The sequence below is a fragment of the Sphingopyxis sp. GW821-FHT10B01 genome (assembly GCF_059415685.1).
The window spans coordinates 933,913-946,868 of record NZ_JBWKNS010000001.1 but is presented as its reverse complement, the minus strand read 5'-3'; the positions used below and the strand labels follow the sequence as shown (position 1 = coordinate 946,868).

Here is a 12,956-nt window from a genome sequence, read left to right as displayed (position 1 = left end):
GCGCGATCAGTGAAGCGAACTGCTACGCCCATTTCCGTCGACCGGAATTGCGGGTGGCAAGGCATCGCCGATCGTCTGTCCGTCGGTCGGAACGCCAGCCGTTCCGGCATAGGTATCAACGACACCGGCTCTCGCTAATGCGGGATCGAGCGCATGGGCCTCTTCGGCGGCCTTGCGGGCCTCGGCCCGCTCGGCCCATTTCTTGGTCAGATAGCCTGCCGCGACGGTCGCCGCGAGAACGGCATAGCGCTGCGGGAACAGGCGTCGCGCCGCAAACAGGGCGCCTGCGCCGATTACGGCCCCGGCGACGGGGTGATTGCCCTTTTTCTGCCCGATGGCACTACCGAGCACACCGCCAACGATCCTGCCTATCATGCCCATGTCTCCTTCTCCCTATCAATCCGCGGCAGGGGGCTTGGGTTCCGATCCCAACATCGTCCGCGGATCGACCAGCCGGTCGAAGGTCGCGGAATCGACATAGCCAAGGTCTAGCGCCGCCTCTTTGAGCGTGCTGCCGCTTTCATGCGCATGCTTCGCGATCTTCGCCGCCTTGTCATAGCCGATTTCGGGCGCGAGCGCGGTGACGAGCATCAGCGAACGGTTCATCAGATCGTCGATACGCGCGCGATTCGGTTCGAGTCCGAGGACGCAATGTTCGGTGAACCCCGCCATGCCGATCGCGAGCAATTCGATCGAGCGCAGGACATTGGCGCCGATCAGCGGCTTGAAGACATTGAGTTCGAGATGGCCCTGGAGCCCGCCCACCGTCACCGCCTGATGGTTGCCGATCACCTGAGCCGCGACCATCGTCAGCATTTCGCACTGGGTGGGGTTGACCTTGCCCGGCATGATCGAGCTGCCGGGTTCGTTCGCGGGCAGGTCGAGCTCGCCGAGCCCCGCTCGCGGTCCCGACCCGAGGAGGCGGATGTCATTCGCGATTTTGGTCAGTGCGACGGCAAGCGTGTTCAATGCCCCAGAGAAGAAGACGAGTCCGTCGTTCGATGCCAGCGCTTCGAACTTGTTGCGTGCGGGTTCGAAGGCGATGCCGGTGGTTTGCGACAAATCGGCGGCGATCGCCACATCGAAGCCGGCCGGTGCGTTGAGGCCGGTGCCGACCGCGGTGCCGCCCTGTGCAAGCTTGCAGATATTATGGGCCAATGCGCCCTCGATCCGCGCGCGGCATGCGATCAGCTGTGCAACATAGCCCGAAAACTCCTGACCGAGCGTCAGCGGCGTCGCATCCTGCAAATGGGTGCGGCCGATCTTGACGATATCGCCCCATGCAGCCGCCTTCGCAGACAGTGCGTCGGTGAGTTCGATCAGCGATGGCAGCAGCTGTGCTGTGGTTTCGATTGCGACCGCAACATGCAGCGCGGTGGGGAAGCTGTCGTTCGACGACTGGCCCATGTTCACATGGTCGTTCGGATGCACCGGCGACTTGCCACCGCGCGTGCCCGCCAGCGCCTCGTTGGCGATTCCCGCGACGACTTCGTTCGCGTTCATATTCGACTGGGTGCCGCTACCGGTCTGCCAGATCGCGAGCGGGAACTGGCCGTCATAGCGGCCGGAGACGATGGCGTCGGCGGCGGCGGCAATCGCCGCGGCCAGTCCGGCGTCGAGCCCGTGGTCGCGGTTGATCCGCGCTGCCGCGCCCTTGATCCGGGCCAGCGCGTGGACGATCGGCATCGGCATGCGTTCGTGCGGCGGGAAAGCAAAATTATGGCGACTGCGCTCGGTTTGCGCCCCCCAATAGGCGTCGACCGGAACCCCGATCTCGCCGATGCTGTCGCTTTCGATCCGCGTGTCGGTCATGTTACTAGCATCCTTGTTACGAGCACCGACCCGGCCCAGATCATCGCGACCAGTCCGAGCATTTGCCAATATCCGCTTTCGCCGACTCGGCGGCGCAGCCAGGCGGCGGCGAGCCATAGGAGCACGAGCGTCGGGGTCAGGATCAGCACGCTAAAGCGCAGCAGTCCGTCGGCTATCTGTCCGCGCGGGATGTTGCTCTGGGCCAGGGCATAGCCTTCGATACCCCACCAGAAGGCGGCAGTGAGCACGACCATGCCCGCAAGGGCCCAATATTGCCAGAAACGGCTGGGGGGCCATAGCGGAGCCATGGCGCTATCTCTTCTTGCCGAAGTCCACCGTAACGACGTTCGACCCGTCCTCGGTCGTTACCTCGGGACGGTCGTTGTCGGCCTCGTCATGCGGTTCCGGCTGCGCTTCGTCATCGTCGCTGACCTGGAACTGCAGTCCGAAATCGACCGACGGGTCGACGAACGCGGTGATCGAAGCATAGGGAATGGTGAGGATCGACGGCGTCTGGTTGAACGACAGGCCGACGCTGAAATGATCATCCTCGACCTTCAGGTCCCAGAAGCGATTCTGCAGCACGATCGTCATTTCATCGGGGAATTTGGCGATCAGATGCGCGGGAATGTCGACGCCAAGCGCCTGCGTCTTGAAGGTGATGTAGAAATGATGCTCGCCGGGAAGGCTGTCATAACCCACGATCTGGCTCAGCACGCGGCCGACCACGGCGCGCAGGGCGTCCTGCACGATTTCGTCATAGGGAATCAGGCTGTCGCGTACATCGTCACTCATGGGGCGAGGGGATGAACGGCGCGCGCGCGCCGGTCAAGGGGGGTCAAGCGGGGAGAGTCGCCTTGCGCTGCGAAAAGTGGGTGCTATGGGGGCGCGATGCGAACCGCCATAGTCCAGCGCACGACCAAGGAAACGGATATCGCGATTACCGTCAATCTTGACGGAACGGGCGAATATTCGGTGTCCACCGGTATCGGTTTTCTCGATCATATGGTCGAGCAATTGTCGCGCCACTCGCTGATCGACATCTCGATGCAGGTGAAGGGCGACCTTCACATCGACCAGCATCACACCGTCGAGGATTCGGCGCTCGCGCTCGGCGAAGCGGTCGCAAGGGCGCTCGGCGACAAGCGTGGTATCGCGCGCTACGGCGAGGCGCACGCGCCGATGGACGAAACGCTGACGCGCTGCGTCCTCGACATTTCGGGGCGCCCGCACTGCGTCTACAAATCGGCCTTCTCGCAACCGCGGCTCGGCGAGATGGACACCGAGATGTTTCCGCACTGGTTCCATAGCTTTGCGCAGACTGCGGGCATCACGCTGCACATCGAAATGCTGTACGGCGAGAACAACCACCACATCGCCGAAAGCATGTACAAGGCGCTCGCGCGCGCGCTGCGTCAGGCGGTCGAAATCGACCCGCGCAAAGGTGACGCCATTCCCTCGACCAAGGGGGTCCTCTAGGACTTACGCATGAGTGCCATTGCCCTGATCGACTATGGCGCGGGCAATCTTCGCTCGGTGCACAACGCGCTCGTTGCGGCGGGCGCGGAAAATGTTGTCGTCACCGCCGATCCCGATGTCGTTGCGAAGGCCGACCGGATCGTGCTGCCGGGCGTCGGGGCGTTTGCTGCGTGCATGAACGGGCTTTCCGCTATCGACGGGCTTGTCGAGGCGATGGAGCGCCGCGTACGCAGCGATGGCGTCCCCTTTCTCGGCATTTGCGTCGGCATGCAGTTGCTCGCCGATGCGGGCGAAGAGCGGGGGCAACATAAGGGCCTTGGCTGGATCGGCGGCACCGTCCGCGCCTTCGCTCCGCAACCGGGGCTTCGCATTCCGCATATGGGCTGGAACGATGTCGTGCCGAGGTTCGCCCATCCGGTGATCGCAGCTGGCGAAGCCTATTATCTCCACGGCTATCATTTCGCCGATGCCGCCGATGTTGCTGCAACCAGCAGCCATGGCGGGACCTTCACCGCCGTCGTGGCGCGTGACAATATCGTCGGCGTGCAGTTCCATCCCGAAAAGAGCCAGGCCTATGGCCTCGCAACATTGGAAAGATTCCTTGCATGGCGGCCCTGACCATCTTCCCCGCGATCGACCTCAAGGGCGGGCAGGTGGTGCGGCTCGCCGAGGGCGATATGGCGCGCGCGACCGTCTATGGCGACGATCCGGCGGCGCAGGCGCGGCTGTTCGCTGAAGCGGGCGCCGCGCACCTCCATGTCGTCGATCTTGACGGTGCCTTTGCGGGAAGCAGCGTCAATGGCGCGGCGGTCGAGAGCATCATCGCAGCTTTCCCGGGCAAGGTGCAGGTCGGCGGCGGCATCCGCGATCGCGCCGGCGTCGACCGCTGGCTGGCGCTCGGCGTCGAGCGCGTGATCATCGGCACCGCGGCGCTCAAGGATCCCGAATTTGTGAAGTCGGCTGCGCGCGACCTGCCTGGCCGGATTGTCGTCGGGGTCGATGCGCGCGACGGGATGGTCGCGACCGAGGGCTGGGCCGATATCTCCGACGTGCGCGTCGAGGATCTGGCGCGGCGGTTCGAGGATGCAGGTGTTGCGGCGCTGCTCTTCACCGATGTCGGCCGCGACGGATTGCTCAAGGGCTGCAACGTCGAAGCGACGGTTGCGTTGGCCAAGGCGGTTGCGATTCCGGTGATCGCGAGCGGCGGCGTGGCCGATATCGGCGACATTCACGCGCTGCGCCCGCATGTTGCGAACGGCATCGAAGGCGTGATTACCGGGCGTGCGCTCTATGACGGGCGGCTCGATCTGGCCGAAGCGATTGCGGCAGGGTCGGCATGACCGTCCGTGTCCGCGTTATTCCCTGCCTCGACGTCGCCGACGGGCGCGTCGTGAAGGGGGTCAATTTCGTCGACCTGCGCGATGCAGGCGATCCGGTCGAGGCTGCGCGCGCCTATGATGCCGCGGGCGCCGACGAGCTTTGCTTTCTCGATATCGGCGCGAGTCATCAAGGACGCGGTACCTTGCTCGACATGGTCAGCCGCACCGCGGAAGTCTGTTTCATGCCGCTGACGGTTGGCGGCGGGGTACGCAGCGCCGACGATGCACGCGCGCTGCTGCTTGCAGGCGCCGACAAGGTCGCGGTCAACAGCGCGGCGGTCGCGCGGCCCGAGCTTGTCGCCGATATCGCCGACCGTTTCGGCAGCCAGTGCGCCGTCGGCAGCATCGACGCGCGGCGGGTTGCTGACGGCCGATGGGAAATCTTCACCCATGGCGGACGCAAGCCCACCGGGATCGACGCACTCGAACACGCCGTCCGGCTTGCCGAACTCGGCGCAGGCGAATTGCTCGTCACCAGCATGGATCGCGACGGCACTCGCGATGGTTATGACCTGACGCTCACGCGGGCGATTGCCGATGCGGTGAGTGTGCCGATCATCGCGTCGGGCGGGGTCGGCAATCTTGATCATCTGGTAGCTGGTGTCGTCGAAGGCGGCGCCAGCGCAGTGCTCGCCGCGAGCATTTTCCACTTCGGCGAGGCAACGATCGCCCAAGCGCATGCGCGGCTGGCCGCCGCCGGATTGCCCGTCCGCGCACATTAATCCCTTCGCGGGGTGGTCATGCGGGGAGGGGGCTGCAATATAAGCCCCATGACCTCAAAACTCCGCATCGCCGACCGTACCAACGATATCTTCCCGATTTTGGGATTTCTGGCCGCGATGGCGAGTTTCGCCATGCCGCTCAATTCCTGGCTGGTCGCGTTCATCCTGATGGGTGCGGTCGTCGCGGCGGTCCATCATGCCGAGGTCATCGCGCACCGCGTCGGCGAACCGTTCGGCACGCTGATCCTCGCGCTGGCGGTGACGGTGATCGAGGTCGGGCTGATCCTGACGCTGATGCAGGCCGAACCCGAAAAGGCGCAAACGCTGGCGCGCGATACGGTGTTTGCGGCCGTGATGGTGATCCTCAACCTGTTGATGGGGCTTTGCCTGCTCAGCGGAGCAATTCGTCATCACGAGCAACGCTTTCAGCGTACCGGAATCGGCGCCGCACTCGCGACGTTGACCGTGCTCACCGTCGTGACGCTGGTGCTTCCCAATTTCACGTCGAGCGTACCGGGACCCTTTTATTCGGCGACGCAGCTTGGCTTCGTCGCGGTCGTTTCGTTGATTCTCTATGGCACCTTCGCGCTGGTGCAGACGGTTCGCCACCGCGACTATTTTCTGCCCGACGGCGATGCTGACGGCGACGGTGAGCCCGACGCGCACGCCGCGCCGCCCAGCGTCCAGCGAACCGCGATTTCAAGTGCGTTGCTGCTCGCCAGCCTGATCGCGGTCGTGCTGCTCGCGAAGAACCTGTCGCCGGTCATGGGAGCGTTGCTCGCCGACTGGGGCGCCCCGCCGGCGGTGCTCGGCGTGCTGATCGCGGCACTGATCCTTGCGCCGGAAGGCCTGGCCGCGGTCCGCGCGGCGAAGGCCGACCGGCTCCAGACCAGCCTCAATCTCGCGCTCGGTTCGGCGCTCGCAACGATCGGCCTCACCATTCCGGCGGTCGCGATCCTGTCGATCATGACCGACATGCCGATCAGCCTCGGGCTGGACGCCAAATCGACCGTGCTGCTGTTCCTCTCGCTGATCGTGTCGGTGCAGACGCTGGCGAACGGCCGCACGACGGTGCTGCAGGGGGTGATCCACCTGATGCTGTTCGCGATCTACCTGTTCACGACATTCGTGCCTTAGCGTCGCCCCCGCCTTCCCGGGGACACTTATGTTATAACTCGCCTGAAATCGCAATTTGAGAACCAAATTGGCTGCACGGCAATACGCGCGCCAATCTAAATGCTGAGCGGTTTGGAAAACATCGAAAACTTGAGGGTTAGCAGGAAACCCTTTTTCGCTGACGAAAGCAATCTGCCGATCGACTGGGGAGTGATTGTAATAAATTGTCTTTCGACCGGCCAAAGACTTGTCTGGGCGGTTGGGAGGAACACTCCATCGGGCTTGAGGTTTCCTGAGCCTCGGTCGGCTCATGAACCTCTGCCCTCCGACGAGAGTGGGGGGCAAACGGAGCGGGAGACTTCCCGGGGAACCTGCTGCACGGAACGAGAAGCGTAGAGGAAGCTGGGCGGAAGACTCTCTTAAGTGCGCTCAGGGGCAAAGCCCCAAGCCTTTTGCGTTAGCGGTCGTTGCCTCTGGCGGAGACTACAGGCTCCGGGGGCGTTAGCGCATAGAACGCGGCCCGAAAGGGAACGCCTGATTGCTTCTGTTTTTTTGCATTTCAAGCCGTCGAATTGGGAACAGACGGGCAGAATATTTCGATTTACGTGACCCGTCGGTGAAAAATTCCGCGCTCTGCGATTTTTAGTGGCGCTGTCATGATTTATGAGCTTTTATTGTGCTTTAGAAGAAGTCCTGCCTCTTAGTCAGGCCCTTCTCTTGGGGGTGCGCGATGACGGATTTCGATATCTTTGTAGAGCGGCTGCACTACGAATCAGCCGAAAACGTATCCACTTGGGACTTGCTGCCGTTGCTTCATGGGAACGGCTCCAACCCCTTCGCTGATCATGTGCGTTTTTCCGTACATAGGTAATCAATCAATACACTGTGTTCTGCCCTAAGTGATGCGGGCTATCGGTAGCGCCTTAGGATCGGGCAGAAAGAAAGGAAGGCTTTTGTGAGCCAGTCGAACATTCAGCGATATGAGGTTGGAGGACGTTGTAAGCCGATCGACCCCGCTCTGCTCGACCAATTGATCGCACATCTGTCGCTGCCCTATGGCAACCACGACTATGATGACGCTTGGGGCACCTTCCTTCTCTTGGAAGCCAATGGGTTCGACGTAGCCATGATGCGAAATAAATTGCATTTTCGCATCACGCGGGACGATCAGGAAAGCAATCCCTTCGCACGAGAAGACGGGCCACCATGGGTCGAGCCCGTCTCATATGAGGAGGAGAGGTGCCTGGTTCTGGGGCTGCGTCAGCGGGCACGCTCGGCCTCCGGGCTGCCCCCGCTCGACGTCGCGCAGCAGGAAGCGTGGGAATATCCAGAAATTGAACCGGTCATAAGCCGCCCTGAGCCGACCGATGATATGACTCAGGAGCAAGCGCGCGCATATCTCCAGACGCCCGAACCGCCACCGTCGGACGACGAGACCGATGTCACCGTCAAATGGGTCGAGGCCGAACTGCCGGAACTGCTCCGGGCATATCAATTAATCCGAAAAGTAAATGCTGGCCCGCGCCTTCCGGGGGGAGCGCCGCGCCTTGGTGGAAGCTGGGTCCTCAGCGTGATTACCGTGGCCATCGCAAACCACAGGACGAACTTGGGAAGTCGAGCGGTCCGGGCTCTTAGCAGCGCAGTCTGGTCCAAAATCAATAACTCCAGCCTCGATTGAGGAATTTCTTATGCCTTCCACCATGTCGAATTCTGTCGGAACCATCTGGGTAGATGCTGCTCTTATCCGAAACTGGATATTGGAGCAGGGAGGTACGTCGCTGCTCGATTTGTTGAAGAGGTTTCAACAGAAAGGCTACGAAATCCACACAACTGATGTCATTGAGCAAGAACTTCGTTGGCCCGACGGCACGGAATCGCCCGAGTCCAAAGCGTGGAACAAATTCAAGGCGGACAATCCGGGATTGGTCCAGGTCGATACACCCAACTTCCCGATAGATCCGATGGACACAAACAACGGCGAAAAATCGATCAAGGCCGCAATCGAACAGGGTCTTGGTGGAAATAACGCGACCATCTTTTCTGACGACGCTTTCCGAAATGTCGACCTGATCGACGCCCGCACTGGTGAGCCGATCAAGACGGCTAAAACGGGCGACATCATCCGCAGAGCCGCGACTGAGGGTGTGATCAGCAATGTCGAGGCGGCAGCAATCCGCGATACCGCTACTGGGCTCCTCAATCGTAACGGGCAACAATTGTATGGGAATTATCCCGGCAGCATCGCGGAGAATCCGGCCAAGAAAGGTTGGCAGAATATGCCAACTAACGAACAATTGAACGTTGAACGCGGCTACCAGACTAGCGCCAGCGAGCCCGGGAAAAGCGGTTATTGGGACAAGTCCCAGTCGCGTCCAAGCGGATTTCGAACCGACGCGGAAAACTTGGCGCTATCTAACGAGCCTGCCAATATCAAGGCGAGCAAGGCAGCGGTTGCGGATGAAATCAGCAAGCTTCTTCGAGATCCCGCTTCATATGCTGGTGAGGCTTTAAAGCCCGGGATCGCCTCAAAGATCAACCTGTTGGGCAAGGGGCTTATCGCGGTTGGCATAGCGGCGACCGCGTATGACATGGTCGCCACGGCTGCGAAAGTTCAAGCACTCCGCGACAGCGGCCAAAACGCCCAAGCGAATATCGAAGCCGCAGCGCTAATCGGCAGACAGGAGGGAGCTTGGATATTCGGGCTCGCGGGTGCTTCGGTCGGGGCGGACATCGGGGCAGTTGTCTTCGGAGCTATCGGGGCTTTAGCCGGCCCCGGGGGCGTCGCGGTTGGCGCCAGCATCGGATCGGTTGTTGGGGGCTTGATTGGAGGCGCCCTAGCAGCGATTGGCGGATATGAATATGGCGATCAGATCGGTCGCTTTCTGGGAGATGTTTATAATCAGGCCTCGGATTTGTGGAATGATACTGCCCGCGACTTCGACTTCCCTTGGCCGAACAACCCGGATGGCAGCCCGTCTTTTCCTTGGGATCCGAATAGTCCGTTTAATCCGGATAATTGGTTCCCACCGGACAGCCCCTGGAATCCGAATAACTGGTTCCCGCCAGACAGTCCCTGGAATCCGAACAATTGGCGCGACCCGCAAAATCCGCTCAACCCGAACAATTGGTTGCCAAATTTGTTTGGCCCGTCCTTCTTGCGGCGCGATCCGCTGGTTCTCGATCTCAATGGGGATGGTGTCCATCTGACCGCACTCGGCGGCGGCGCCATTCATTTTGACCTGAACGGCGATGGTTTTGCGGAGAAAACTGGATGGATTTCTGCAGGTGACGCGTTCCTGGTGCTGGATCGCAACGGGAACGGGCAGATCGATAATGGAAACGAGTTCTTCGGAAGTTCGACACGCGACGGATTTACTGCGCTACGCGACCTTGACAGCAATGCGGATGGGTTCATCACCTCCGCTGACGCACAATTTGGTTCGCTGCGGCTGTGGATCGATGCGAACCGGGACGGCGTATCGCAGGCGAACGAAATCGTCAGCTTGTCCAGCAAGAATATCGCCTCGATCGATTTGACAGCGACGCGAGCGGGCTGGGAAGACAATGGCAATGGTGTGCTCTTTCAAGGCGGTTTCTCGCTGACCGATGGAACGCAGCGGCAGGTAGTCGCCGTCGATTTCGCTACGGATCAGGTGCATACCGTCTTCAATCTGCCTGACGGGTTCATCTATGATCCCGAAGTTTTTGCGCTACCCAATCTGCGTGGATATGGTCGTGTTCCCGACCTCTGGGTAGCAATGTCGCTGGACCCTGAGCTGAAACAAATGGTTAAGGCGTTCATCGACGGCGGATTGAGCGCCATCGATGCAAGCTTTGGGCGCCCATATGTTCATGTCGTGAATATAATAGGGACTGGAGGCGCGCCCAGCGGTCCCACTGTTGAGTACAGATATGAAGCGAGCGCCTTCGAGGATATTCTCGCTCGCTGGGCTGGCGTCCCGATATCTGCGGGCGACAATGACGTTACGCAGATTCAGGCAACCGCAGAAGCTTTCATGAACCGCGCCACGCTATTGGGCGCTGGCGGCGATAACCCGGATTTCCAAATCCTTTTCCAGAAGTTTGCCGCCAGCGAGGCCGTTCGTTTCTTCGTTCAAACCGCGGCGCTCGTCATCAGCCGCGGCACCTCCTTGAACTTCGGATCAGACGGCAGCCTCACTATTGGCCAAGCAACGCTTCCGGCGAACCTTGCCCCATTTGCCGGAATGGTCTTCGATCCGCGCACGGATGACATCTCGGGCAATATTGGGAAGCTGATCGATTCCGAAATGTCGGACCTTTCGTTCGACCCCGCTGATCCTTGGGGCGGTTACACGCAATGGGTCGCCAAGCACAAGATTGTCCTCGATGTCGTCGATCCGACAGGCGTTACGCTCGCGGAACGGCATCGAGCAAGAACCGGCAATCGGGCCCTCGACATCCTCTTGGTTGCGCACGATGAGCATCGCGGCACAGCTGGAACTGACATTGTAAACGGGGATACGAATGGCTCGCCTACAGCGGATTTGCTGATCGGCCTAGAGGGCGACGACCTTCTGTCTGGAGGGGGAGCGTCCGATACATATGTCTTTGCCGACAATTTCGGTACAGACACGGTAATCGATAGCGGCGGTGCCGGAGACGAAATAGCATTTCAGGGAACGCGCTCGTCCACCCTTGCCCAATTTTCTTTCGCAAATGGCAACCGATCCGATCTTCGGATCACTTTCTCCGACTCAACCGATAGCGTCACAGTCATCAACTTCTTTGATCAACGAGGTGGCGCCGCAATAGAGAGAATAACCTTCGCCGATGGCATCCTGACATCAGCGAGATCGCTTCGCGATGCCGTAATGGCCAGCTTGGCCACTACCGGCGATGATTCCATTGCGGCATTTGATCTTGGAAGCGCCGTCTTCGGGGGCGCAGGTCAGGATACGCTTTATGGTGCTACCGGAAACGACCGGGTTATCGGCGGGACTGGCAACGATATCATCTTCGAGAGCGATGGCGACGACACCTATGTCTGGAGCCTTGGCGATGGCGACGACATCCTGCGCAATGCCGGTTGGTGGGACGGCTTCAACACGCTGGAGTTCGGCCCCGGCATCACGGCGACCGACCTCGTTATCACGCGCGTGGGCACCGGCACCGACCTGAAGATCAGTGTGGCGGGCCAGCCCGGCTCGTTCACGCTGGAGGCCGGGCTCGATCGTGCGGGCGATCAGTCGATCGATCAGATACGTTTTGCGAATGGCCGCATCATAACACGCACAGCGCTTCTTGCCGCTGCGGTGGCAAGCCAGATTACATCGGGCAATGACGACATTCTCGGTAGCCATCTCGACGACGCGATCACCGCAGGTGCGGGTGACGACGTCATCAATCCCAATTACGGCAACGACCGTGTCATCGGGGGGGCTGGCAACGACACCATCTTGGAGAGCGACGGTGACGATACCTACGTCTGGAACCTCGGCGATGGCGACGACATCCTGCGCGGCGGTGGCTGGTGGGATGGCTTCAATACGTTGGAGTTCGGTCCCGGCATCACCGCAACCGATCTCGTCATCACGCGCGTGGGCACCGGCACCGACCTGAAGATCAGCGTGGCGGGCCAACCCGGCTCGTTCACGCTGGAAGCGGGACTTAATAGTGCTGGCGACCAGAAAATCGATCAGATCCGCTTTGCCGATGGCAGCATCATGACGCGTGCGGCGCTTCAGGCCGCTGCGATGGCAAGCCAGAGCACGTCGGGCAAAGACGACATTCTCGGTAGCCATCTCGACGACGCGATCACCGCAGGTGCGGGTGACGATACCATCAATCCCAATTACGGCAACGACCGTGTCATCGGGGGGGCTGGCAACGACACCATCTTGGAGAGCGACGGTGACGATACCTATGTCTGGAACCTCGGCGATGGCGACGACATCCTGCGGGGCGGTGGCTGGTGGGATGGCTTCAACACGTTGGAGTTCGGTCCGGGCATAACTGCTGATCAGATCATATTCACCAAAACCACTGATGGCCGCGGAATCATCCTCTCGGTTGCCGACCAGCAAGGCTCCCTGGCATTGGAAAATCTGTTGGTCGCCGGGGCGTCCGACGGCATTGATCAGGTACGATTTGCCGATGGCACGATCTGGAATCGTAATATCCTTCAACAGAAGATCACGGGTTCTCAAAGCACAAACGGTAATGATAATATTACGGGAACGCCGGCGAGTGATTTTCTTTTCGGCGCGGGCGGCGATGACGTCATCAATCCCAATTACGGCAACGATCGTGTTATTGGCGGAGCAGGCAACGACACCATCTTGGAGAGCGACGGTGACGATACCTATGTCTGGAACCTCGGCGATGGCGATGACATCCTGCGCGGCGGTGGCTGGTGGGACGGCTTCAATACGCTGGAGTTCGGCCCCGGCATCACGGCGACCGACCT

General features: G+C 60.7%; 11 protein-coding genes. 7 read left to right on the top strand and 4 right to left on the bottom strand.

Annotation, left to right across the window (positions count from 1 at the left end; genetic code table 11):
• Positions 1-6: 6 nt before the first annotated feature.
• Genes AC07NV_RS04170 through AC07NV_RS04155 form a run of 4 tightly spaced genes read right to left on the bottom strand, consistent with a single transcriptional unit; the run spans position 7 to position 2,607 of the window.
• Entirely contained in the window at positions 7-375 is a 369-nt protein-coding gene (locus AC07NV_RS04170) for a hypothetical protein (protein WP_495165079.1), read from the bottom strand.
• A gap of 21 nt (positions 376-396) precedes the next feature.
• Positions 397-1,812 (bottom strand): class II fumarate hydratase, encoded by a 1,416-nt coding sequence (gene fumC, locus AC07NV_RS04165; RefSeq protein WP_495165078.1) that lies wholly within the window; start codon positions 1,810-1,812, stop codon positions 397-399.
• Positions 1,809-2,120 carry a hypothetical protein gene (locus tag AC07NV_RS04160; RefSeq protein WP_495165077.1) on the bottom strand — a complete coding sequence of 104 codons (312 nt, stop codon included), beginning with the start codon at positions 2,118-2,120 and terminating at the stop codon, positions 1,809-1,811. The genes fumC and AC07NV_RS04160 overlap by 4 nt, the downstream gene beginning before the upstream one ends.
• Positions 2,121-2,124: 4 nt before the next feature.
• Positions 2,125-2,607, bottom strand: coding sequence for an SspB family protein (locus AC07NV_RS04155; protein ID WP_495165076.1), 483 nt, complete (start codon positions 2,605-2,607; stop codon positions 2,125-2,127).
• A 96-nt stretch (positions 2,608-2,703) separates the two neighbouring features.
• On the opposite strand from AC07NV_RS04155, the gene hisB reads away from it, so the two are divergent.
• The 7 genes from hisB to AC07NV_RS04120 all read left to right on the top strand — a co-directional run.
• On the top strand, positions 2,704-3,291 hold the full coding sequence (gene hisB, locus AC07NV_RS04150) for an imidazoleglycerol-phosphate dehydratase HisB (RefSeq protein ID WP_495165075.1): 588 nt from the start codon (positions 2,704-2,706) through the stop codon (positions 3,289-3,291).
• Between the two features lie 9 nt (positions 3,292-3,300).
• Positions 3,301-3,909 carry an imidazole glycerol phosphate synthase subunit HisH gene (gene hisH / locus AC07NV_RS04145; protein WP_495165074.1) on the top strand — a complete coding sequence of 203 codons (609 nt, stop codon included), beginning with the start codon at positions 3,301-3,303 and terminating at the stop codon, positions 3,907-3,909.
• Positions 3,897-4,631, top strand: a complete 735-nt coding sequence (hisA, locus tag AC07NV_RS04140) for a 1-(5-phosphoribosyl)-5-[(5-phosphoribosylamino)methylideneamino]imidazole-4-carboxamide isomerase (protein WP_495165073.1) — start codon at positions 3,897-3,899, stop codon at positions 4,629-4,631. Before hisH ends, hisA begins: the two co-directional genes overlap by 13 nt.
• Entirely contained in the window at positions 4,628-5,392 is a 765-nt protein-coding gene (hisF, locus tag AC07NV_RS04135; RefSeq protein ID WP_495165072.1) for an imidazole glycerol phosphate synthase subunit HisF, read from the top strand. The genes hisA and hisF overlap by 4 nt, the downstream gene beginning before the upstream one ends.
• Before the next feature lie 48 nt (positions 5,393-5,440).
• On the top strand, positions 5,441-6,529 hold the full coding sequence (locus AC07NV_RS04130; protein WP_495165071.1) for a calcium:cation antiporter: 1,089 nt from the start codon (positions 5,441-5,443) through the stop codon (positions 6,527-6,529).
• Positions 6,530-7,463: 934 nt separating this feature from the next.
• Positions 7,464-8,186: a hypothetical protein gene (locus AC07NV_RS04125; RefSeq protein ID WP_495165070.1), complete on the top strand. Its 723-nt coding sequence runs from the start codon at positions 7,464-7,466 to the stop codon at positions 8,184-8,186.
• 10 nt (positions 8,187-8,196) lie between these two features.
• On the top strand, positions 8,197-12,956 hold a 4,760-nt coding region (locus AC07NV_RS04120), incomplete at its 3' end, for an SPM autocatalytic domain-containing protein (protein ID WP_495165069.1).